Origin of the sequence: Providencia sp. PROV182 (assembly GCF_028480325.1) — a bacterium.
In the GTDB taxonomy this organism is placed as follows: Bacteria; Pseudomonadota; Gammaproteobacteria; order Enterobacterales; family Enterobacteriaceae; genus Providencia; species Providencia hangzhouensis.
Window position 1 is genome coordinate 21,557 of sequence record NZ_JAMPOL010000021.1, and the last position, 23,842, is coordinate 45,398.

The window sequence follows — 23,842 nt, forward strand, 5'->3', positions numbered from 1 at the left end:
TTATTAGCTTTATCAAATTAATCAAAGAATATAATACAATTTACTAATAACTTAGCTTTTAGATTTATTTAAATAACTGACAAATAAATAAGAATTGAATGAAACTGCATACATTTTATTTTCGCAGAAGAAAACCAATAAAGTTTATTTTATTAATACTACTTATATACCCCATTAAAAATCTTATTAACTATCTAATAATATAAATTTCAAATAACACTTCGGCAACGAGATATAACTTCCTTTATCGCTTCACCAAGTTCTTCATCAGAAACACTATCCGGCAAAACAATATAGTCATCCTCAGTAAACCCATCCCCCGTCCATGTTTCTAATTTTTTATGGAGTGTTGGCGTAATTATTATATGATCACCCTCTCGACAAATGTGGCATAACATCATTTTTAATAAAAAACTTTTACGGTTTTTCGACTTGCATATTTTTTTCCCATCATCAATCCATTTTTGATAGGCCAAAGATACACCATCACGACTAAAAATATCCTCGGGCGTATTTATATCAATTATTCTACTATTATCCAGCGCTAAAAATATTGTTTTGCCTAACTCCCGCGTATCAACCTCTTTCGAAAGATGATAAATAGGCATTTTATAGTCCAAAACACGGAGATTATAACGCGAAATGGTATGTATAAAATAATACTCCTCATTAAAGTAAATGCTTACCCAAGACTCTTTAGTAGAAGAATTACTCATCTATCCTCCTTGCTTTACAATTATTACTCTAAGACTTATATTCTTTTCTGCTGCATATATTATTGACTGATTGATTTCCAGCCATTGTGATGCTGTTGTTTTATCTGGAACTCCTAGCTCTATTGTTTTAGTTTTTATATCTGAGCTTTTCAATTCAACGCCGGACTTACTAGCACCTTTAAAATCATTTACTTTATTAATGTAACTGTTAAGTACTCGATTTATTTCATTCTGCTTTTGGTATGTCTTTGCACTGGTATTTAAGGTTTTCACACTTACAGCTTCTCCCTTTGAAAAATAATCGAAAGTTTCAAACCCATATGGCATTCTTTCTGCTTTCTTAAAATTTCTATGTACACCAATATAATCTTCAAATGGATAGCCTTGCTTGTAAACGCCTTCACTACAGCCTAGACATTTTACTTGACCATACTTCGGCAACGAGAAAGCACTTCCTTTATGGCTTTACCTAATTCTGCGTTTGTTACTGTATCCGGTAAAATAATATCATCATCATCACTATATCCATCTCTCGTCCAATCTTTTAGTTTTTTATGCAAACTAGGTTGCAATATAATGTTACCATTAATTCGTTTAATACTGCATGACATCATATTTAAAAAAAGTGATTTTATACTTTTAAACTTACATTTAATTAACACATCACCAACCCACTCTTTATAGTCTTCATCAATCCTCTTTCTATCAAAAAAATCAGAATTTTCATACGGATCTATAATTCGACACTGACTTAATGCTAACTTTAACATTTCACCTAACTTTTCTTCAGTAGTATCTTTTTCCAAACAATAAACGGGCGTCTCATTATCTCTAACAAAAAAATGATATCCCGAAAGAACAAATATAAAATAAAATCGTTCGTTAACTCGGATTGATACATTATCCCCAGAATCATAATCAAGCATATATTGTTCCTTACTTAACAACCGTTATATTAAGTTTTATGTTTTTATCATTAGCGTAAATTATTGATTTATTAATTTCAATCCATTGTGCTGGAGTAGTTTTACACGGTATAGCTAACTCTATCGTTTTATTTTTTACACTTGACTTTTCAAGCTTAAATTTAATGCTGTTTATTCCTTTGAAATTAACCACATCATTTATATATCCGTTTATTTTTGAACTGATCTTAACTGGGTTTTGATATGTTTTAGCTCCCGTATCTAATGTTTTTACACTTATCGCTTCTTTATTTTTTGTAAAATAGTCAAATGTTTCCGTCCCCGCAGGTAACCTTTCACTATCCGCTAGTTTTCTAGATTTACCAATATAATCTTCAAATGGATAGCCTTGCTTGTAAACGCCTTCTCCAAAAGCCATATAGGTTTTTCTACCGTCCGGCTCAATTCTATATATTTCTTTGATATCTATAATAGGCCAAGATTTTTTACCATTCAATAGCGCATCAACATATCGGCCTGAATTCGCTGATATGCTAGCAGCACTTTTAACAGTAACAATATATCCTGCTACCTTAGTAAATAGTTGACCAGTTTCTAAACCCGCATTAAACGCACCATCAGCTCCAGCTTTCTGATATTCGATTTCAATTTTATTAATTCGATTTAGAATATCTTGTTTTTCACCCTCAGCTATATCACTGAACATTGTTTCACTTGTTAATAAAGCACGTATCCCATCCCATGTTTCTTCATAATTTATTGTTCCATTTACAACATCTTTTAATGTATCCCATAACTCTGCAGGAACTCCCGCAACGAAACCGGCAGCAAAAATACCATCCTGATGACTACTGGCTAATCCCCATTTGATATGGATCCCAGCACGCTTAAAAAGATTAGGCTCAGCAGCTAGCTCTTTTTCCATTAACTCACGTTGCTTGTGAGATAAATAGTTATAACGAAAAGTATTCTCAGCACTATTTGCTGCGCTATAAACCCCTCCGGGTTCGCCAGTAAATATCGCACCTGCAAATCCGCCAAAAGCTTTCGCCATTTGAGCTTTTTGTTCTGCTTTCTTTTTCCATTCATGCGCCTGAATTAAATTATCATCTAGAGCAATCGCTGCAAATTCCGCAGCGAGAGCACCAACAACAGCACCTTTTGTATTGTTACCTGAAAGCTCAGCAGCAAGCCCGCTCACAGCAGCGTGACTGAGCATTTTCCCTGATTGACCTAAAATTTGCCCATTATCGCCAATTAGCCTAGCACCCTCTGCATTCAGTTGATTAGCGACATTACCTAAAAATGCATTTTTTAAATTTTGAGTAAAACTGCCACCTTGAATTGATGTATTAATGCTTGAACTAACAACAGATTGTGCCGCAACACGTTGTGCCACATTACTCCAATCACCATCACTCAATAAAGGTAGCTTCGCTTCAGCCCCAGTTCCTGCTCCCCACTCCATATGAACATCTAAACCACTAAGTGCGCCGGAAACAGCCATCTGGGTAATAATCGATTTAACCGTTTCGCTCCGGCCTAATGCATTAAATGTTTTTGTTAAATCTCCTTTATTTTCAACCAATGCATTAGCTGTTTGAGCTGATAAAGCCATCACGCCACTATAAGCCGCTCCGGATATTGCACCTCCTGTCACACCACTAGATCCGGATGATGCCCAAGCTGCAAACTCGGTTGCCGTTCCGTGAGTCATTGCTGCAATTGAAATCATAATCAATGCTGACACTACAGGGTTTAAATGCTGACTTTCATAATCCCATTGCTCATAAGCATCTTTAACAATATCCCATTGGATATCTTTACGATCTTTTAAACTGGCTAGCCATTTAGTTTCATCCCTTTTCCCTAATTCATTAAGGACACTTTCTAAATTTTGAGCATTTTTAGCTTTAACATCTGCACTCACACCATTCGCGGCACCAACAGTCAATGCACCACCAATATGTAATGAGGGTAATACCCATGAGTCCTCTTTATATCCCTTATCCCGGTGAGTAATATAAAAGCCAGTTGAATTAGAAATGACTTGCTCAAACTTACTATTTTTAACTGCTTTAAAATTCACCTTACCAGTCTGGCTAGTTATCTTTGCATTTTGTCTGGTGTTGAGTTTTGTAGCTTCTAATGTGATATCGTCTTTGGCAAATAAGTTGATATCTTTATTTGCGACAAATTCAGAGACTTTATTCGTAGCAGATTGAAAGTTTTTTATTTCATGGGTCGAACCCCAGAAGCATGATTTTATACCTAAAAAACGATTGCAATATTTGCGCTCTTCCTCCCACTTAGTCGTTTCAATCATAGATTGTGCGTAAAGGATCCCCCCCTTAGCTGCAATATCAATAAAGCCTTTCGCTGCAAGTTTTGTTGCTTGAAATAATGTACTACCATTTGACAATAAAGTGATATTTTTCCCGCTATGAATTTCTGATCTACGTTGTTCCCTTTTATCTGTATTATTTTTTCGACTTTCCTCTGTTAATGCTTCAAACTTGATATTGTTATCACTTGTAATTGTGATATTTTTACCTGCTTCTAACTTAGCGCCTCGACTAACAAAATCTCCAGCAGAACTTAAAACAATATCTTTACCACTCTCTATTGAAGTGACTAAATTTTTCCTTTCATAAAAATTCCTAGTTGGGAAGTCAGTCAAGGAATATGATGTAGAATCAAGAGTAAGTTGTTTGCCCGCTGATAGTGTGATGTTTCCCCCACTCGAAAGGTTAGCTGAAATAATCCCCATATCTTCACCACTCATCATAGTGAGATCTTTTTTAGCGGAAATGGGAGCAATTAGTTTCTGTATTTGTGAATGAGATAATACTCGCGTTAATTCATTCGCTTTTTCTGGTAAAAAATATGCATCTAGTGTGTCCGTAAGAACAGCATCATATTCACCAGACGAGAATCGAGGTCTAATTGAAAGCTCAGAGCCATTTATAAAATTAATGTTATTATTAGAATAAAAACCATAACCTGATGAAAATAAATTACCACCCGCTTGAAGCAATAAGTCTTTATTTGTTTGTATTTTCCCTCTATTGTTAAGAAAGTTATTAAAATTAGTTTTATATTTTTCACTATCCCATAACTCTTTAACTCGTATCTTAGGGGTATTTATATCGTTTTCCAAAAACAATATATTTTCACCTGCATTTACAGAGAAATTATTTAGAGGTTTTATCACTGAATCGAGGAAAATTACATTTCCTTTTGCTTGCACTAAGATATCATTTTTAACTGAAATATTTCCTTCATATGCTTTCCCATTTTTATTGTAATATCTTTCAGGCGTGTCATTTGAAATCAACACACTGCCTTGTAAAGATTTTATAAACGCATTATTTGCATTTACTTGACTATTTTTCCTTACTTCTATATTTTTATCAGCTGAAAGAATAAAATCATGCTTTGTATCTATTTCTGCATTTTCTAAATCAATATTTGTATTAGAAAATATGTATACATCCTGTTCGGATTTTAACCCATGATTAATTTTAACATTTCCCCCCTTGATAAAAACATTTTTAGCAGTAACAATATTAGGTACATCCTGAATGATTTCTTTATCTTTTGGTAGAACGATGAAAGGTTTATCATCATAATAATCAAGGTGAGAATAGCGATTAGATGGATATAGCTTACTTGCTTTTGAGTTGCCATAATCAGGTTTATTAATAATGCCTTTAACAAAGCCATTACCTAGTGATATTCTATCATTGGATGTATATCTAAAATCCACATCCTCTAAGAAATCACTCATAAAATTATTACCTGCGAAAATACTGGCAGGAGCATAAATAGGGTAGTCTATTTGGCGTAATGCAAAAGTCTCATCAGGTAGTCTATACCCAGTAATACTATAATCTATAAATTGATTGCTAATGGCAGGGCTATCTGTGAATGTTAATTCATTCCGCATGGCATTTGGTGTAAACCTATAATAACGCTCATGTTCGTTTTGAACTAATAAACTACTATTTATGAAGCTCCTCCCTGTCAATATCATATTTTCTTTTGATTTTATATTACTACCATAGTTTAATAATTCATTAGCGGATATATATAAGTTCTTACCAGCCAAGATATCACCTGTTTTACCAATGGTTTTATAGGCATATTTATAATTTCCTAGATTAATAACAGGTAGGGAAGAAATGGGAACTGTACCACCAAGCAATCTATTTAAAAACTCCAAGTTTCTTTTTGGGTCACTAATCCCAGAATTGACAAAATAACTATTTTGCCAGTCTCTAAAATCATAGGCGGGCACATCATAATTATGTGTCAGAAAATAAAGAACTCCATCATCTGTTATTCCTTCTTTTATCGGGTTTAAAATAATGGGATTTTTAAATTCCTTACCCACTGCATCATTGGAAAAAACAGATTTTTTATCATCACTACCTTGAGCGGTAAAATATAGTCCCTCTAAGCTTCGGTTATTTGCAACCTCTTTCGCTCTAACAACCAAGTCTCCCTTTTCTGTTTTAATCGTTGCGGACTTGTTTACGATAGATTGACTTAAATCTCCAATTGCATTTTTCTGTATCCACAAATTTTCTTTCGCTTGAACAAGTGCTTTTTCACCCGTATTTTTAATTGTATTAGAAAAAATACGCATGTCCTTACCTGCTATAATCTCGCCTTCATTGATTAAAGAATTTGTCGCAAGGGTAATATCATTTTCCGCATTTAATTTTGCATTTTTCTTAATATAGAGTTCTTTACCACTAACATTAATTTCATTTTTTGATTGAATATTACCATTTGTTGTAATTTTCCCATCAGCAGTTAGTATTAAGCTCCCTTGAGTGGTGTAAATGTTATTTAAATTGACTCCTATACCTGATGCTGTACTCGTTAATTTTATTTGGCCAGCATACATGCCTCCAAGTGCTTTTGTATCAATAGCAATAATAGGGCTTTGTATTTCGCCATTAATTGATGTTACAGTTCCTTTTTGGAAATCAATACGATTATTCCCATGCATCAATGAGACATTTTTCCCTTTAATTTGTCCATTAAGAACCATTGCTTGGCTAATAATATCCGTATAATTTGGGGTTTCGGCATTCATTCCTTTATTGCCAATGGTGATCGTCCCTTTTTTTACTTCAATAGCAGATAATTGACCGTCGCTACCAAGAAATGGTTTTCCTGTTGTTAGGGTGAGCGCGGGAACATTGATAAAGCTACATCCATTGCACGTTATTCCATTTGGGTTTGCTATAATCACATTCGCAGATTTTCCCGCCACTTCCAATTTTCCAAGTAACTGGGACTGACTATTTCCTACAACTTCATTAATAATCAGTTCTGCATTAATTTCTCTTAACCTATTGTTTCCATTTATGTCCCCTGCGAGTTGAGTTTTTACTGTATTCTTTGAATTATTTAATATAATACCTTTTTCAAGGATATTAAATTGTTGGTATTTATTATGCGAAATACCATTTTCATTTGGAGTAGCTATATTAACAATAGTGGTGCTGTTTTTTTGATAAACTGAAGAGTCATTCCCTGAAATTAAAACATTACTACCCCAAGATGGATTAATCGGAAATAATATAAATAAACACATCAGATAGTAGATAATAAAACGCTTCAAACGTGGTATTTTATGTTCAACCATAAACTTCTCCTACATAGATTATGAGTTAACTTGAATATTCCAATGTAATGACCAATTATTTACCTTTAATTTCGATGGATAATACAAGGGAGTGCTAGAATTCTTTGTGTTCTAACTTCATTAATTAAAACATATGATGAGTTTAATTCCATTTTTTTAATACTATTTTCATTTCCTCCTTCTTTTTTAACGGCTGGTTTTATAATTCTTTTCTTTGATTTAATTCTGATATCAATCTTGGATTTTTATCTTGAGCATGGATATCCCTGAAAATTGATAGTGACGTCAAAAAAGAATAAGCATATTTATTAAAAGTGAATATCAAGCTTATTATTTTCATAAAAATGATAATAGTATTTTTCATGTATATGTCCCTATATGACCTAGCATAAAAAATAACGATGATAAATATATCAAGCAAGCATCAAATTTATTATATGTCTTATAAAAATTAAAAACATGATTAGTTTAAAAAACAAATAGCAACTATAACCACCACAAACCTAATTTACTTATTAAGGCTTGTGGTGGTGAATAATTAAATTATTGGCTAACTAACCAATAAAACGTTTTAACTGTAAACGCAACATCTCATTTTCGCGTCGGAGTATTTCATTTTGATCCATTAGGCTCATCGCCATTGCGATGCCCGGCCAGTCAATTTCTAATTCATGGTAAAGACGCACGGCTCTTCTCACAATGACTACCGCTTGGTCGTCAAACAACCATTCATTGGTAGTTTCAATAGGTTGAATTATCCCAAGGCCGACAATTTCCTGTAATTCATCTTCAGCAATACCGGTATGAATGCAAAAATCAATAACGGTTAATGTGGTTAACTGTTCCATTATTTTCCTCCCCAATTTTTACGCGGGTCAAAGTGCGTATGGCTCTCAGCCAACTTCTGCCATAGCGCATCCGACTCTGCATTACTGCTATTCGGCATCACGATTTTTATAATCGCATACAGATCCCCAGCTGTGCCTTTATGTTTCAGCCCTTTACCTTTAAGGCGTAATTTTTGGCCAGCTTGGCTATTAGCAGGAACGGTGATCACAATCGGGTCTTTTAATGTTGGAATGGTGACTTTAGTTCCGAGGGCTGCTTCCCATGGCGCAAGCGGCACGACCACTTCTAAATCATGGCCTTTGATATCAAATAATGGATGTGGTGCAATGCGGATGGTTATCCATAGATCGCCATTTTCACCGCCATTTTCCCCCGCTGTGCCTTGCCCTTTTAAGCGAATACGTTGCCCATCAATCACCCCTGCCGGGATAGTCACATTAAGTGTTTTGGGAACTTCATTTTCGATAAAACCAAAAGCGTTATAGACGGGTAAGTTATAGCTAATGGTACGTTTATGTGGTTCTTGGGTTTCTTCAAGGAAAACAGCCAGTTCAACTTCTAAGTCCTGCCCGCGGTGACTGCGTGCTTGCCTTGTGCCACCACGTGTACGTTGGGAAAACATCGATGAAAAAATGTCATCAAAACCACCCGCATCAAACCCTTGCTGAGAATATGTGTGGCTTTGTTGGCCTTGGTTAGCTTGGTTAAAATAGGGGTCATTTCTGTGCTCCCACATTTCATCGTATTCCGCGCGTTTTTCTTTGTCACTGAGTACCGCCCACGCCTCTGCAATTTCTTTAAATCGCGCTTCTGCATTTGGCTCTTTACTGACATCGGGGTGATATTTTCGCGCTAAACGGCGATACGCGGTCTTAATGGTTTTTAAATCATCGGTGCGCTTAACACCCATGATGCTGTAATAATCCTTTAGTTCCATAGTCATATCTCGTTCACTTATCTGTTGAATAGAATTCTTATGGTATTTACCCAATTGGGTTAAACATCACAACGACCTTGAATTTAACTTAGGACATTTACGCAGTAATTGGAATAGCTAGGCCATGATAAAATTCCACAAAAAACAGGAAATTTACGCTATTTCAGGCTAAACCTATAAGAGTGCCGTTTGATTAATAGGGGAACTCTATGGATGCTCTTGCCAATCGCCTGAACTATAAAGTCAATTTTGCTATCTCTATTGAGGATTTTATTCGATTAATTCGCCAGTCACCATTTAAAGAAATGGTGCCAACCGATAATCTTACTCAATTAGATGCAATGCTGAATAACGCGGATTTATTGGTTAGTGCATGGGATGACGAACAGGTGGTCGGTTTTGTCCGCACGGTGACGGATTTTAGTTCTTGCTGTTATATCTGCGAACTGGCCGTTGATATGCATTATCAAAAACACGGTATCGACCGCCAATTAATGCGCCTCGTCGCTGAAGAACTCCCCGCCGACTGCCAGATTTTATTTTTCTCCACCGACAGCAACCTCACCGAATACTTAAAACTGGGGTTCACCCAATCCCCAAGAGCATGGCACACCACGGCAGAGAATTTTTTGGTTAGATCCGCAGAGTTGGATGAATAATAGAAAGTAACATCGTTAAAAGCGTTGAAATATAATAGAAAAACAAATTTAAATAAGTTTTAAAAGTACTCGATACTGATGCTCTAAATAATTCGTGCTACAGCTAGGCGGCAAGCTAGTTTAGCCCTAGGAGCATACACAAGTATGTGACTAGGGTGAACTAGTGAAGCCAACAACGCTGTGGTGCGAAGTATGACGAGCATCACTTCAATTTGCCGCGGAGGCGTTTTACAGCCTGACTATGCAGCTGACTCACCCTTGACTCCCCAACCTCCAGCACTGCCCCAATCTCTTTCAAATTCAGCTCTTCTTGGTAATACAGCGTCAGCACCATTTTCTCGCGCTCAGGCAGCTGCTCAATCGCCGCCGCGATTTGGTCACGCAAGCTGGAATCTAGCAACAGACTCAACGGGTTACCGCCGTCATCTTCATCCATTTGCGGCTCACAGCTTTCCCCATGAACCTCATGCCATTCATCATAGGAAAACAGTTGGCTGTTATTGGTGTCTAGCAGCGCTTGGCGATACTCAGCAAGGTCAATATCCAGCGCTTTGGCGATTTCCGGCTCGGTGGCACTGCGCCCTAATGATTGCTCCAGCGCACCAATGGCTTTGGTCATTTCACGCGCTTGGCGGCGTACACTACGCGGCACCCAGTCACGGCTGCGCAATTCATCTAGCATTGAGCCACGAATACGCTGCACCGCATAGGTAGCGAACGATGCCCCTTGAGTCACATCGAAACGTTCCAATGCATGCAGTAAGCCTATGCCCCCCGCTTGAATTAAGTCGTCAATGTCAACACTAGCGGGTAGTCTAACTTGCAGTTTTAGGGCTTCATGGCGTATTAGAGGGTAATAACGCTCCCATAGGCTATTTTTATTAATCACACCTTCGGCAGTATACAAATCACTCACAACCTGAATCACCCTTCAAGCTCTATAAAAGTTATTCATTATCTGTGTTGGTTTTGAATTCAATCCGTAGAGTAAGGCACTAAATATGGCTTTATTTGCCTTATCCTAAATAGGTAAAATTTGAATGATTGCAATGTTAACGATTGTTTTAACACAATTTTTATGGAATTTTACTGGTAATACAAGAGGGAGTGGTTGTTTTATTGAGAAGTGATTTTGTCATTAAATTGCAGATTTGGACTTTAGACTTTGTTATTGACTAAATTAGCCTTCTTAAAGCAAGTAAAGTTATCGGTAAGCAGCAAGCTAGCTTAACACTAAGCATGAGAACCAAAGTAAACATAGCACTAGATATGGAAAATAATGACAAAGAAAATAATCAGATTAATGGATTATATATAAATAATATCATTATTAAATACAATTAATATTAATTAAACATTAAGTTAATTCGGACTAACAAGGTAAACAACTTATTATTTGACAGATTTAACTTATATAATGTATTTTTACATTCACTAATGTAATAGCATATTAGTTTAATTAAAAAGTAAAATAACATATAGATATTTTTAATTTATTATCTTTTAATTTAAACTTAAATAATTAAGAAGAAAAATGATATACAAAATATATTTCTTTTATTTTTTCTATCTTTTCCCAATGTGGATATCCAAAACACTACAACCCATCTATTGGGAACAGCAAGCACAATTGAAGTTATTTTCAATTTCATACGTAATGATGGCAATTGCGGGGGCGTGCTCACTACTTTATGCCAAAGGGCTATCCCGATTTGGTACTAAGACTGGTTTAATTGTGGGCTTTTTACTGTATGGATGTGGCCTTGTTCTTAGAGCCTATCCCACAGGGATGGCTATCGCCGTGACTTCAGGTTTGATGGCAGGGATGGGTGCGAGTATTATCGCTATTGCGCTAAAATCACTGATTTTTAATATTGATAAACAGGAACAAAATAAAGTCCTACTGCACACTGATAATTTAAGCACAGTAGCACAAAGCCTTGGGGCTTTTATTGCTGGGGGGCTAGTCACAATTTTATCGATTATAGATCAACCCCCCTATCGTTCGGCTTTGTTAATTAGTGGAGGTATGGTACTAATCGCCATAATTGCCATCCCGTCATTAAAAATACCACTGAATAAAACACCATTAGCTAAGAATCCCCCCCAAAAAACCACTTCATTTTTCCCTTTTCTCAGTAAAGCAGATTTAATTTTATTCATTGCATTTATTATCAGTGGCGCCAGTTGGGCACTGATCTTACCCATTATTCCGGTGTATTTAAAAAACATGCACTTTTCAGATACAAATGTTGGCCTAGTGCTATCATTAGGTGTGATCACCGGGCTAGTACTCAAGAACCTTTTTATGTTTATTTTTTCTGACAAAGATAAACCTATCTCATTACTCGTTTTTTCTGGTTTATGCATGCTGATGCTCTATGGTATGTTTTGGTCAATAAAATTTAGTTCCCCGATTGTTTTCGCCATCTCGGTTATTGCCATGTATATGTTTAGAACCGTTTGCTCACTATTAATTAATTTGGTTGAGATGGAGATTGCACGCAAAGGAAATGCCGAGCATATTTTTGGTTTAATACAAACCGCATTTTTGACAGGGGATATCTTTGGTGGAATTGCCCTACCCTATGCTTATGAGTCTGGTTTTCTGGTCAACACCCCTCTCGCTATTATTATTTTTATTCTGTTATCAAATATATTAATTTACAGCTGTGCCAAAACCAGCGCTAAAAGCCATACAGAACTTGTCTGAAAATGCTTAAGCGAGCCCTAAATAATTCGTGGTGCGGCTAGGCGACGAAGGAGATTATCCCGATGAGCGTACATAGGTACGTGATTCGGGTGAGCGACTGAAGTCAACAACGCTGCGGCGCGAAGTATGACGGGCAAAGAAAAGGCCAGCATTGCTGGCCTTTAATCAGGAATACAAGTCTAAATTAACGTAACAGACTTAAAACACCTTGTGGAACTTGGTTAGCTTGTGCCAACACAGCAGTACCTGCTTGTTGCAGAATCTGACCACGGCTCATGTTAGAAACTTCTGTTGCGAAGTCAGCATCTTGAATACGGCTACGTGCTGCGCTTAAGTTGTTAACAGAGTTGTTCAGGTTATTAATGGTAGATTGCATACGGTTTTGGATAGCACCTAAAGAAGAACGTAGGGTATCTACAGTTTTTAACGCTTCATCTAAGGCAGCTAAAGGTTCATCATCGATATTCATTGTCTCTGGCGTAGCTGTTGCAAGATCCACTTTAGTTGTGTCTAAAGTACCATCTGCCTTAAAATCTTCACGTTTAACTTCAAAATATTTACCATCTTGTTTCAAAAGGAAAGTATCAGTTACAGCTTTTCCATCGGTATCTATTTTTTGGAATAATTGTTGCCCTTCATCCAATTTAATTGCAGCTTGACCTGCTCCTGCTGGAACTACTTCTGTGTCAGGTGCAACTGCTGTTGCGCCTGCTGGGGCAGTTGTACTCTTTGGTCCTAGAGCAGCTTTATTAATGGTTCCATCCGTATTGAAGTCTTTTGCCTCTACTAATTCATATTGATCATCGGTACCATCGTTTGTTTTTAAATAAAACTTGTTATCACCACCTTTAACTAATTCATTACCAGCGGTATCGCCTTTATATTTAATTGCCGCCTTTCCATCCACAGCAGTATCTTTCAGTTTAATTTGATCACCTATTTGACCTTTTTTAGTCAAATTTAGATTATCAACTTTCAAGACATTACTATCAATTTTTTTCAAATCAATAGAGATAGTTTCGTTATCGTTCGCACCAACTTGGACTTTTAAAGATGAATCTTTGCTTAGTACTTTAACGCCGTTAAATTGAGTTTGTTCAGAAATACGATTAATTTCAGCTAAGCGTTGATCTACTTCTTCTTGAATCGAGGTAATATCAGACTCTGAGTTTGAACCGGTTCTTGCTTGAACAGTCAGCTCACGAATACGTTGTAAGTTATCGTTGATTTCGTTAACTGCACCTTCCGCAGTTTGTGCAATAGAGATACCGTCGTTGGCATTACGCGCAGCTTGAGTTAAACCTTTAACGTTAGCTGTGAAACGGTTAGCAATTGCTTGGCCTGCCGCATCGTCTTTTGCGCTATTGATACGTGAACCAGATGATAAACGCTCAATTGCAGTACCCAGTACGCCTTGTGAACGGTTTAAGTTGTTCTGAGTGGTCAGAGACAAAATGTTAGTGTTGATAACTTGTGCCATGATGTGATCCTTATTATTCAAATTAATGCGTTAAGCCAAAATGCTTAACTTGATGAATTTCGTCAGCAACTAGGTTATCGGCTACAAAAAAGTCCCCTTTAGGCTTTTTGATGAAAATTTTTATCTGTAAGGTTGGAAATGGCTTTACAGCCCGCTTTTAATGCCATTATTTTTAACACTTTCATTTTTAACACATCCATTTATTTTTATTAATTATCTTATTATTTATTTTCAATAGGGATAATTACCTACTTTTCTCTTATCAGCTCTCGCCATCACTCTTTTTCAGAATAGTCTAAAATTTTGCTCCGTTTTGCCGATAAGACTCTAAATAAATTTTATTTCAGAGTTTATGTCACAGACATAGAATAGGAGAAAACATGGCAGGAATATCCACACTCGGTATCGGGTCAAACTTAGATTTAAACGTACAAATGGACCAATTAGAAGCGATGGAGCGCCGTCGCTTAGAGCCACTGACCACACAAAAAGCCAGCTATGATGCACAAATTAGCGCCTTTGGCAAAATGCAGTCGTCCTTAGAAAAACTAAAAAAAGCCGCCGAGGACTTAAAAAAATACGGCGATATCAGCACCACCAAAGTGAATGGCGAATACAAAGCCTTTGACGTGAAAACTGACGGCAAAGCGGTAGCGGGTGTACATGATGTGATAGTCACTCAGTTAGCAAAAGCACAAACTATCGCCACCAAAGGCACACCTAACAATAGCAATAAAGAATTGCTGGGCAATGGTGCACCTGAGCGAACCATTACCATCACACAGCCGTCACAAAAAGAAGATAAAGATAAAATCGTTATCAAACTGGATAACGAGCACACCTCACTGATTGAAATTGCGGATGCCATCAATAAAACTGATAAAGGCGTTTCCGCATCCGTCATCAAAGATAAAGACAATATCTATCACCTTGTCGTTACCTCTAAAAAAGAAGGTAGTGAAAACCGTATTAGTATCAATGTGGAAGGCGATGACAAGCTGGCTGCTATTCTTAATGTTGAGTCTGAAATTGATGCGGATGGTAAGGTTACCTTAAAAAATGCCGACACCAGTGGTATGGTGCAAAAAGTGGCTCCACAAACTGCCTTATTGGAAATCGATGGTTTCAAATTAGAATCACAAACCAATGAAGCCAAAGACTTATTTCCTGGTTTAACCTTAACGCTGAAAAAAGAAAGTGAAGACGGTAAAGCTGACCATTTAATCGTTTCGGAAGATATTGAACCCGCCAAAGGTAAAATTAAAGCGTGGGTAGATGCCTATAATGAATTCCAAACGTTAGCCAAAGAGCTCACCAAATACACCCCAACGGAAAAAGGCACCGCACCAGATAAAACCAATGGCCCACTAATTGGTGATTCCACTTTACGCATGATCCAGAGCACCCTGCGCACGCAAGTTCGTATGCCACAAGCCAGTGGGGAAGTCGATACTCTGGCTAAAATGGGTATTAAACAAAAACTGGATGGCACCTTAGAAATCGATAATAAAGTGCTAGATAAAGTGCTCAAAGAAAACCCATCGAGTGCCAAAGTGTTTTTTGCCGGTGACGGTAAAGAAACTGGTTTTGGGACTGAAAACTTTAACTACTTGAAAGACACCTTGGACAGCAAAGAAGGCACCCTGCACAACGCCACCGATGGTATCCAGAAGAAAAAGAAAAGCTTAGACAAACGGATTGAGCAGACCAATAAACAAATCGAAAACACCATGGACATGTACCGTCGTCAATTCCAAAACCTCGATAAAATGATGACGTCACTGAACAGCACCAGTAATTCATTAGGCCGATTATTAGGCTAATACTTTTAGGTTAAAAACATGTATCAACGACACGCACAGCAAGCCTATCAGCAGGTCGATTTGGAGAGTGAAATCACCAATGCGACCCCATACCAACTGATCCAAATCCTGTTTAAAGGGGCGCTAAGTTCCCTAAAACGTGGGGAAATTTTTATGCACCAGGGTAAGGTGGCTGAAAAAGGTAAAGAAATCTCAAAAGCTATCGACATCATTGACACAGGGTTAAAGCAGTCGTTAAATTATGAAGCTGGCGGCGAACTTGCAGAAAATTTAGCAAGTTTGTATGAGTATATGACTATGCAGCTACTCCGTGCCAACCTCGAAAACAACGTGGCTTATGTCCAAGAAGTTTACCAATTACTCTCCGATATCGCCTCTGCGTGGCAACAAATCGGTGCAAATGTGGATGAAAGATAATCAGGTGGACAATAAAAATCCTATCGATTTACAAGAAATATACCGTAATGTCTTAGTATTAAGTGAAAATTTAGTTGCCTTAGCGCAATCCGGGGAATGGGAGACGTTGGTCTCCCGAGAGACAGAATATGTCCTTGCGGTGGAAAACCTCACCAAGTTAACGCAAGCGTTCGAAAAACAGCAGCCAATAACTGAAGAGTTTATTCAGTTATTGCATAAAATTATTGAAAATGAACGCGTTACTAAAGAATATTTACAACAGCATTTAAACTTTTTAAGCAAAGAAATTAAGCAATTAGACCAAAAACGGGTACTCAATAATAGCTATGGCCAATTTGATGAGCCAGACACCCCGTTAGTCGTTCGCCCCATGGAATGAATTTAAGTGTCAGGCCAACAAGCCTGACACCCTCTTCCCTTCGGGATTACAGCCTATTGTTGCTGCTTTAGACGTTGCTGCTTTTTCAGTTTTTTCAACAGCATATTGCGTTTTAACGGCGACAAGTGGTCAAGAAACACTTTACCGTGTAAGTGGTCAATTTCATGTTGCATGACAATTGCTAAAAACTCGTCACTATCCACTTCAAACGCTTTACCGTGCCTATCGTACGCTTTCACTTTAACGCGCAGGAAACGGTCTACATCCGCATAGATTTCCGGCACAGACAAGCACCCTTCTTGATAACTGGTTTCCCCTTCACTTTCGACGATTTCAGGGTTAACAAATACCATGGGCTCATCACGGTTTTCTGAAATATCAATCACCATAATGGATTTAGTTTCAGCAATTTGCGTGGCAGCAAGGCCAATGCCGTTATCCGTGCTGTACATGGTATCTAACAAATCGTCGATTAAGGTTTGTACCGCAGCGAAATCCGTCACTGGGCTGCATTTAATACGCAGTCGTTCATCTGGAATTTCAATAATTTCTCTTACTGCCATAATTTAAACCCTATAAATTCGATTACTTTTATTCAAATATCAATAATTCAAAATATTTTAAGCGGCAGTAGCGATATTCGATAGCCGCTAACTGCCATCACAACTCTGCCAGTGAAGTATGACGAACAGATAAAATATTATCGTCTTTCTATTTCATCAACAACATGCAAAAAATGGCATTGTTAATCCGAAAGAAAATTTCACTTTAAACATCAATAAATTATCACTAAGCTGTTTAGTTTAAACCCTTATGCCACACAAGGTACATAAAATTTCACAGAAAAATAACACGTTATTTGGAAAAAAACATCTAAAATAGAAAAATGGTGCTCCTTTGTAGGTTTCCAACTGTTTTTATTTTTATCGGCTAGTCGCAGTTATTTGCCTATGGATATTTAATTTTATGTTTTTTCATCATAAAAATACAGTTGGGCCACATTCAAATTATTTTCAAATTAATATACAACAAATAATAAGCAGAGTATCTTATAATTTAATTAATTTAAAAATTCAGATATATTTATAATAAAAATTTCACCGTCTTTATTCCAATCAAACACGAATATCCCGAATAATTATAATTTAAAAAATCGATTTTACTCGCCAGAAAAATGACCCTATTATAAATAAGTTGAGAAAAACAAATCCCCTCTTCATTCTTCTTTAGATAATATTTTAAATAATACGGAAATTAACACATGGAAAAGAAAGCATTAGCTCGTCACTTAGTGGCTATATTACTCAGCGGTTTGTCTTATAATGCAGCAGCCAACACTACATTTTCAAAGCCCGCACCAACATTAAGCCATATCAACGCATATGGCATCAAAAATAACGTTAAAAGCATTATTGATATTAATGAAAGAATCAATAATATTGATAGCCAAATAAGCCAGATGGATTCAAGTTTTAATAATAGCATTAATAAGTTAAAGAAAAACAATAACAATAGGCTTAAATCAGAAACTACGAATATACGAAGTGAGTTAGTGAAGTTACAAGATACCGTAGACAATTCCATACTTGATTATTACAACATAAACGCCGAAAAAATACAAAACAACACTGATTTAATTAATGACCAAATCACATCAATAAACAAAGATAATGAAACAGAACACCATGCGTTTGACTCAAAATTAAAAGAAGTTGAATTATATGTACAAGGTGCATTAATTGGTGTAAATGCGGCCGACCAAGTCACCGAACAATTGAATACCAATATTCAGAATCTAGATAAAAAAGTCATTGGAAACACCTCGTCAATAAAAACCCTAAAAAGTGATGCGGCCAAAACACAAAAAGCGAACGAAGTTAAATTCACAAAATTAGAAAATAAATTTGACCATGGAGTCAGCCAGCTTGATAGCAAAATAGATAAACGTGCCCAAGAAGCCAATGCGGGTATTGCCTCCGTTGCTGCAATGAGCAATATCCCTTATGCAACAAATACCCGTTTTAGTGCCGGTGTTGGCGTAGGTAATTACAAAAATGGTTCTGCGATCGCTGCTGGGGCTCAATATCGACTAAAAGAAAATATCAACTTACGCAGTTCTGTTTCTTGGAATAACTCTGATTCTGCCGTTATCGGAGCGGGTGTCGCCTTCGGTTGGTAATTATCTAACCCCTATTTTTCATATAACCTTTATAAATTATTTATAAACATTAACCATAGTACCAATGATACATTGGTACTATTTTTAATCGCCCTAATCGGCCAATATCTAAATTAACTAGCTCTGCGTTGTAATTAATCTTGGTGATAAGTCACAATCGCAATTGGTGTTGGGTTAATGGTAACCCAAAGATTAGACATACCGACATGAGTTAGCGATGACTCACTTACTTTATTACAACTGGTTTCAGATTGGCATTTCGAGAGAAATTCACTGGCGACTTGCTGGCTAAGCCCTTGCTTTGTCAAATAACTCATTTCATTTTCTAACTTTTGTTGGAAGTCCGCAAAATCTGGTTTTGGCGAGGTATAATCTTCAACCCCAACAAGTGTAGTGGCAACTTGAATGAGTGCGCCATCATCAAAAGTTAGTTGGTTTTCATAGCTCCAATCATTAAAAGGTTTTTGCTGCCCAAAAGTACAAACTGTTTTATTGCCATTTTTTTGGCATTTCCCCGCTTTAATAAAACTTATGCTATCAATACTTTGCCCCCAGTTTAGGCCAAATGGTGCAGTCGATGTGGTATCGCACCCTACTAATAACAACGCAGCAACCCCAACTACCATCCATTTCATACTCTCACCTCACTAGTCAATTTATCTAATGCTACAGGGTGAGGAGGCTAAATTGAAGTAAAAAAGTCATCAGCTATTAACTCAATCAACATTAATATTTATATTTTAAGTTATTTATTTAACACTAAATTTACATACAATTAATTATTATCAAAAAGATAAAGTTAATACAGATAAATCATCGTATACAGATTGCCAGATTTACTTTGGGTCTATACAATGCTCTGCTTTACAGGATCCCAGTATCACTGCAATATAGATAACTATCGTATTCTTAGTCAGTTACCCCTCTAGCAATACCTAAAACTCCCTAGATGGTTCTTGAATAACAAGATAGCTGAATCGTTACAACCTGGTTTTGTAATTAATTGCTTTTATAGCTAGTGGATTTTGTAACTAGTTGGTGGACGAAGAAGCATTCACCAGTCGTATTATTAACAAATAACCATAACGTAAAGTACAAATTGTGAAATTACTATTTTCTCTTTCTTTAACAACCGCCATTCTCTCCGGTATATGGGCTTGGGTTGCAGATAGCTTAGGGTTAATCGGCTGGGCCGGCTTTTTAGGCTGTACTGCGTATTTTGCTTACCCCAAAGATGGGCTTAAAGGGCTAGGTATTACTGCACTAACCGTCAGTAGCGGTGTAGTTTGGGGGTTGGTAATCCTGCATAGCGGTGACTACCTGCAACACTTACCTCATTTTGTTGGGTACTTTGTTACGGGTATTGTTGCCTTTTTGATGTGTATGCAAGCTAAAAAACAGTGGCTTTCTTATATACCAGGCACGTTTGTGGGTACTTGTACTATTTTTGCGGCTGAAGGTGCTTGGTTGGTAACGATTCAATCACTATTAATCGGTGTGCTATTTGGCTTTGCAATGAAAAAAAGTGGGCTTTGGTTATTTGAAAAGTACTTATCGGATAAAAACTAAAAAAAACCGCCAATATGGCGGTTTAAATAAATCAATGAAACCAAGGGAATTTCAAACAGATTCGATATTACATTAAAATTGTCTAACAGCAATATATAACATTTTGATTTAACTAGTAATTAATTGAATATTAAACTAAGTACCCTTACTTATACCCACAAATATAATAATGATAAGTTTGTTAATAAAATGATAAAATTCGGACTTGAAATTCCAATTTAGATTAATAAAGCTTATACAACTGGTCAAACATCAGTCGAATTAATTCTTTTTAATATAATCATATAGTGAAATTCAGATTTTTCTGCATCCTTATATTATCAATAAAAAAGTAAAACCTTTTCTAAGCACCAATATGTTTTTCTTTCGTTAATCGATAACTTAGACTATTAAACTAATCAAAAGCGAAATAAAAGCGTAATAAACTAATTAAATTTACATGGCTAGAACGTAAAATCAGAATCGTTTGAAAAACACACTTTCATTCCTCTGCTATACTTGAATAAGAATATCTTAAGACCTATAACTGAATGTAACGAAAGGAAGAAGATATGATTAAAAAAATTTGCTTTTTAGCCTGTTCATTAGCTGTCGTATTCTCTTTAAGCGCATGCAACACCACCAAAGGTGTTGGTGAAGATATAGAAGCAGGTGGCGAAGCCATACAAAGAGCAGCTAAATGATGGCTAACAACCATCATCCTTAAATATTAGCTACCTCGACTAGAACTGACATATATACCAAACGGTGACAGTTTCGCCGTTTGGTATATAAATTTAAAGAGCCTATAAATTCCTAAACCTTACTCTATTGAAATACAGAACATTTTAATATTGGCTAACAGGATCACAATTTAATTATGCCTCTCTTTTACAATGGGAGCCATCCAGCTAGGAGAGCATAATGAACCCGAAAAATAAAATTAATGTGTTAGACCACATTTCACCTGAAATGCAATCTGTAATGCAATTTTATGCAGAAAACCCATCCCCTTCCCCTATTGACACCAGCTATTACGGAATGCGACAAGCGTATATTGAAGATAGAAAATATTGGAATGCAGAAGCCCCAATGATGCACAATATTTACGATATTCAAGTACCAACTCAATATGGCAATATTTTGACTCGTCTATTTCAACCCCTGAAGTCACCACCAGCAACTTTATTTTATATTCACGGAGGCGGGTTTATTTTAGGTAATTTACAAACTCATGACCGCATAATGCGGTTACTAGCCTGTTATTCAGGCTGTACCGTTATTGGAATAGATTATTCGTTATCCCCTGAAGCTCGTTACCCCCAAGCCATTGAAGAAATATCCACCGTTTACCAGTATTATCAACAAAATGCCGCAGAGCATAATATCAATATGCAACAAACTGGCTTTGCAGGTGACTCAGCTGGCGCAATGTTATCTCTTGCTTCTATACTTTGGTTGCGTGATAACACTATAGAAAGTGCCAATATTAAATCCGTTTTATTGTGGTATGGGCTTTATGGCTTACAGGATTCAATCAGTCGGCGGCTATATGGTGGGGAATGGGATGGGTTACAAAAAGAAGACTTAGAAAATTATGATAATGCCTATCTCGGGGAAAATGGTGATAGAGAAGCCCCTTATTACTGCTTATTCAATAATGACTTAACCAATGATATTCCACCTTGCTTTATTGCTAGTGCAGAATTTGACCCGCTATTAGATGATAGCTTGGCTTTATTCCGAACACTCGACGCTAACAATATATCTTGTGAATATAAAATGTACCCAGGAACTTTGCATGCTTTCTTACATTACTCTCGCATGATGCAAATATCAGATGAAGCAATTCGTGATGGTGCGAATTATTTTATCAAACAACTTTTATAATATTAACTCTATATTTATTGAAGATAACAGACGATAAAAACGAAAAAACCTCGCATTTAGCGAGGTTTTTGAATGCTTAGCGATTCGTTTATCGTTATTTAGCGATAACGTTAGCTGCTGCTGGGCCTTTAGCACCATTTTCAATGGTGAATGAAACTTGTTGGCCTTCTGCTAATGATTTGAAGTTATCACTTTGAATTGCAGAAAAGTGAACAAATACATCTTTGCTGCCGTCTGCAGGAGTGATAAAACCAAAACCTTTATCATCGTTAAACCATTTTACTGTACCAGTCATTGTATTAGACATAGAATTTCCTTTAATTTTTTAAAATTGCCATAAGGCATGTTGCGGTTTGTTCTTGTGGTACTTATGGGAATTAATTAGAAGGAATTCGCAATGAAGTGGTATCTGAGATAACGCTTAATGGTGAACATCTTAAAACTGACTAACATAAATAGGCCTGTACTTCCAAACCAGTGAGCACATTAAGCCACACTTATAACCAAATGGCAAATTTTATTTTCACATCAATTCAAGAAACAAATAGTTTGCTATTTATCCGAACCTAAAAGAAAACATCTTCAGGTTTAATACCTATCAAAAACACCATAATCAGGCCTTTCGCCCCTCATCACCGCTCGCTGTTGCTCATGTACCGCTTCTCTATCGGCTCTTTTTTGTTCGGATGAACGGGCGTCTTTATGTGGCTTTGGCCATGTTGGTTTATCAGGCTCGAAAGAAGGCGTAAATGTACAACCCGTAATTAAAAATAGACAAAATAGCGAAGATATTACTTTCATAATGGCTTTTATTTTTCCAATACAGCGATTAGGTAAAAACACTTAATCATGATACCAATATTTATCATTTATCTAAATCATTATTTGGATACTACTTTGGTAAAATGACCATTGATAATTCACAATAACAATATATAAAGTAGGATTTAAGATAACAAAAAAGCCGCATCACGCAGCTTTTAAATCTTGTAATGCATTACAGTTATGATTGACTACTTTTTTCAGTTGGGTCAAACGGAAGCCCACCAGCAAAGACAAATGATAACCCAACAATAACGAACGAAACCATAACAAAACACTTATCAATAAATCGTTTCATACTGTTATTCCTATGCTTGATCATCGAATTAAAATATGCGAACCGATTATTATTGGCAATAAAAAATTACCCCATTACTTTCCCAACAGAGTACTAAAAGATCAATTAATTTATTACATTCAAATAAATAGTAAAATCATACTGGCATAGACATAATTTCTTGATACGCCGCCACTAGCTTATTACGTACTTGAATTCCCATTTGTAAACTTAAACTTGCTTTTTGCATATCAACCATCACGTCATTTAAGGAAATATCTTGCTTTCCTAACGTGAAGTTTTCAACTTGCTTAGCTGAATCATTACGTGTTTTATTAATTTGATTTACGGAAGCAACTAGGTGATCAGCAAATCCAACTGGCTCTATTACGGGTTTAATTGGGTTAGTGGCTTGGGTTGCCACGACATTTAATTGTGAAATAACCCCTTCAATCGCTTGAACTGTCATTCGATTCTCTTCTTATTAAATTAATGTGAATTTTTCATTAACCTATATTGGCTAGCTTACCCTATCACACCCTTTTTAACTTGAAGCCGATAAATA

Annotated in this window: 22 protein-coding genes; 9 read left to right on the forward strand and 13 right to left on the reverse strand. The window is 36.5% G+C overall.

Annotated elements, in window-relative coordinates:
- Positions 1 to 209: 209 nt before the first annotated feature.
- The 6 genes from PR834_RS16100 to cbpA form a co-directional block, all read right to left on the reverse strand.
- On the reverse strand, positions 210 to 716 hold the full coding sequence (locus PR834_RS16100) for a contact-dependent growth inhibition system immunity protein (protein ID WP_196725446.1): 507 nt from the start codon (positions 714 to 716) through the stop codon (positions 210 to 212).
- Complete coding sequence (locus PR834_RS16105) at positions 717 to 1,157, reverse strand: hypothetical protein (protein ID WP_196725447.1); 441 nt, start codon at positions 1,155 to 1,157, stop codon at positions 717 to 719.
- Positions 1,136 to 1,642, reverse strand: coding sequence for a contact-dependent growth inhibition system immunity protein (locus PR834_RS16110; protein ID WP_125890844.1), 507 nt, complete (start codon positions 1,640 to 1,642; stop codon positions 1,136 to 1,138). The genes PR834_RS16105 and PR834_RS16110 overlap by 22 nt, the downstream gene beginning before the upstream one ends.
- A gap of 10 nt (positions 1,643 to 1,652) precedes the next feature.
- Positions 1,653 to 7,304 carry a two-partner secretion domain-containing protein gene (locus PR834_RS16115; RefSeq protein WP_272536777.1) on the reverse strand — a complete coding sequence of 1,884 codons (5,652 nt, stop codon included), beginning with the start codon at positions 7,302 to 7,304 and terminating at the stop codon, positions 1,653 to 1,655.
- A gap of 554 nt (positions 7,305 to 7,858) precedes the next feature.
- Positions 7,859 to 8,152, reverse strand: coding sequence for a chaperone modulator CbpM (locus PR834_RS16120; RefSeq protein WP_140170694.1), 294 nt, complete (start codon positions 8,150 to 8,152; stop codon positions 7,859 to 7,861).
- A complete protein-coding gene (cbpA, locus tag PR834_RS16125) occupies positions 8,152 to 9,090 on the reverse strand; it encodes a curved DNA-binding protein (protein WP_110591563.1) in 939 nt (312 codons plus the stop codon). Before cbpA ends, PR834_RS16120 begins: the two co-directional genes overlap by 1 nt.
- Before the next feature lie 209 nt (positions 9,091 to 9,299).
- On the opposite strand from cbpA, the gene PR834_RS16130 reads away from it, so the two are divergent.
- Positions 9,300 to 9,749: a GNAT family N-acetyltransferase gene (locus tag PR834_RS16130; RefSeq protein ID WP_140170695.1), complete on the forward strand. Its 450-nt coding sequence runs from the start codon at positions 9,300 to 9,302 to the stop codon at positions 9,747 to 9,749.
- A 202-nt stretch (positions 9,750 to 9,951) separates the two neighbouring features.
- Here the strand turns inward: PR834_RS16130 and PR834_RS16135 are convergent, their stop codons facing one another.
- Positions 9,952 to 10,665, reverse strand: a complete 714-nt coding sequence (locus PR834_RS16135) for an RNA polymerase sigma factor FliA (protein ID WP_272536778.1) — start codon at positions 10,663 to 10,665, stop codon at positions 9,952 to 9,954.
- 618 nt (positions 10,666 to 11,283) lie between these two features.
- Between PR834_RS16135 and PR834_RS16140 the strand changes: the two genes are divergently transcribed.
- On the forward strand, positions 11,284 to 12,462 hold the full coding sequence (locus PR834_RS16140) for an MFS transporter (protein WP_187710223.1): 1,179 nt from the start codon (positions 11,284 to 11,286) through the stop codon (positions 12,460 to 12,462).
- Between the two features lie 184 nt (positions 12,463 to 12,646).
- Here PR834_RS16140 and PR834_RS16145 read toward each other — a convergent pair whose 3' ends face one another.
- The gene (locus PR834_RS16145) at positions 12,647 to 13,942 is read right to left on the reverse strand and encodes a FliC/FljB family flagellin (protein WP_272536779.1); all 1,296 of its coding nucleotides are present in this window, start codon (positions 13,940 to 13,942) and stop codon (positions 12,647 to 12,649) included.
- Between the two features lie 380 nt (positions 13,943 to 14,322).
- On the opposite strand from PR834_RS16145, the gene fliD reads away from it, so the two are divergent.
- From fliD to fliT, 3 genes are read left to right on the forward strand one after another with little or no spacing between them, the layout of a single operon-like run.
- Positions 14,323 to 15,765: a flagellar filament capping protein FliD gene (gene fliD, locus PR834_RS16150; RefSeq protein WP_094961191.1), complete on the forward strand. Its 1,443-nt coding sequence runs from the start codon at positions 14,323 to 14,325 to the stop codon at positions 15,763 to 15,765.
- An 18-nt stretch (positions 15,766 to 15,783) separates the two neighbouring features.
- Positions 15,784 to 16,182: a flagellar export chaperone FliS gene (gene fliS, locus PR834_RS16155; protein WP_094961190.1), complete on the forward strand. Its 399-nt coding sequence runs from the start codon at positions 15,784 to 15,786 to the stop codon at positions 16,180 to 16,182.
- The gene (gene fliT / locus PR834_RS16160; protein ID WP_094961189.1) at positions 16,172 to 16,561 is read left to right on the forward strand and encodes a flagellar protein FliT; all 390 of its coding nucleotides are present in this window, start codon (positions 16,172 to 16,174) and stop codon (positions 16,559 to 16,561) included. Before fliS ends, fliT begins: the two co-directional genes overlap by 11 nt.
- Positions 16,562 to 16,614: 53 nt before the next feature.
- Here the strand turns inward: fliT and def are convergent, their stop codons facing one another.
- Complete coding sequence (gene def, locus PR834_RS16165) at positions 16,615 to 17,124, reverse strand: peptide deformylase (protein WP_004255567.1); 510 nt, start codon at positions 17,122 to 17,124, stop codon at positions 16,615 to 16,617.
- Between the two features lie 698 nt (positions 17,125 to 17,822).
- Between def and PR834_RS16170 the strand changes: the two genes are divergently transcribed.
- Positions 17,823 to 18,740: a YadA C-terminal domain-containing protein gene (locus PR834_RS16170; protein WP_272536780.1), complete on the forward strand. Its 918-nt coding sequence runs from the start codon at positions 17,823 to 17,825 to the stop codon at positions 18,738 to 18,740.
- Positions 18,741 to 18,874: 134 nt separating this feature from the next.
- On the opposite strand, the gene PR834_RS16175 is transcribed toward PR834_RS16170, so the two are convergent.
- Positions 18,875 to 19,375 (reverse strand): hypothetical protein, encoded by a 501-nt coding sequence (locus PR834_RS16175; protein ID WP_196725243.1) that lies wholly within the window; start codon positions 19,373 to 19,375, stop codon positions 18,875 to 18,877.
- Between the two features lie 466 nt (positions 19,376 to 19,841).
- On the opposite strand from PR834_RS16175, the gene PR834_RS16180 reads away from it, so the two are divergent.
- The 3 genes from PR834_RS16180 to aes all read left to right on the forward strand — a co-directional run bounded on the left by PR834_RS16180 (position 19,842) and on the right by aes (position 22,178).
- Positions 19,842 to 20,309 carry a DUF1097 domain-containing protein gene (locus PR834_RS16180; RefSeq protein ID WP_196725242.1) on the forward strand — a complete coding sequence of 156 codons (468 nt, stop codon included), beginning with the start codon at positions 19,842 to 19,844 and terminating at the stop codon, positions 20,307 to 20,309.
- Between the two features lie 551 nt (positions 20,310 to 20,860).
- On the forward strand, positions 20,861 to 20,992 hold the full coding sequence (locus tag PR834_RS16185; protein ID WP_004255580.1) for an entericidin A/B family lipoprotein: 132 nt from the start codon (positions 20,861 to 20,863) through the stop codon (positions 20,990 to 20,992).
- A 220-nt stretch (positions 20,993 to 21,212) separates the two neighbouring features.
- On the forward strand, positions 21,213 to 22,178 hold the full coding sequence (gene aes, locus PR834_RS16190; protein ID WP_164565358.1) for an acetyl esterase: 966 nt from the start codon (positions 21,213 to 21,215) through the stop codon (positions 22,176 to 22,178).
- Positions 22,179 to 22,272: 94 nt separating this feature from the next.
- Here the strand turns inward: aes and cspE are convergent, their stop codons facing one another.
- From cspE to fliE, 3 genes are all read right to left on the reverse strand, one after another.
- Complete coding sequence (gene cspE / locus PR834_RS16195) at positions 22,273 to 22,485, reverse strand: transcription antiterminator/RNA stability regulator CspE (RefSeq protein ID WP_036957846.1); 213 nt, start codon at positions 22,483 to 22,485, stop codon at positions 22,273 to 22,275.
- Between the two features lie 281 nt (positions 22,486 to 22,766).
- On the reverse strand, positions 22,767 to 22,979 hold the full coding sequence (locus PR834_RS16200) for an AAA family ATPase (protein WP_071585855.1): 213 nt from the start codon (positions 22,977 to 22,979) through the stop codon (positions 22,767 to 22,769).
- 455 nt (positions 22,980 to 23,434) lie between these two features.
- Positions 23,435 to 23,746, reverse strand: a complete 312-nt coding sequence (gene fliE, locus PR834_RS16205) for a flagellar hook-basal body complex protein FliE (RefSeq protein WP_004255594.1) — start codon at positions 23,744 to 23,746, stop codon at positions 23,435 to 23,437.
- Between the last annotated feature and the right edge of the window lie 96 nt (positions 23,747 to 23,842).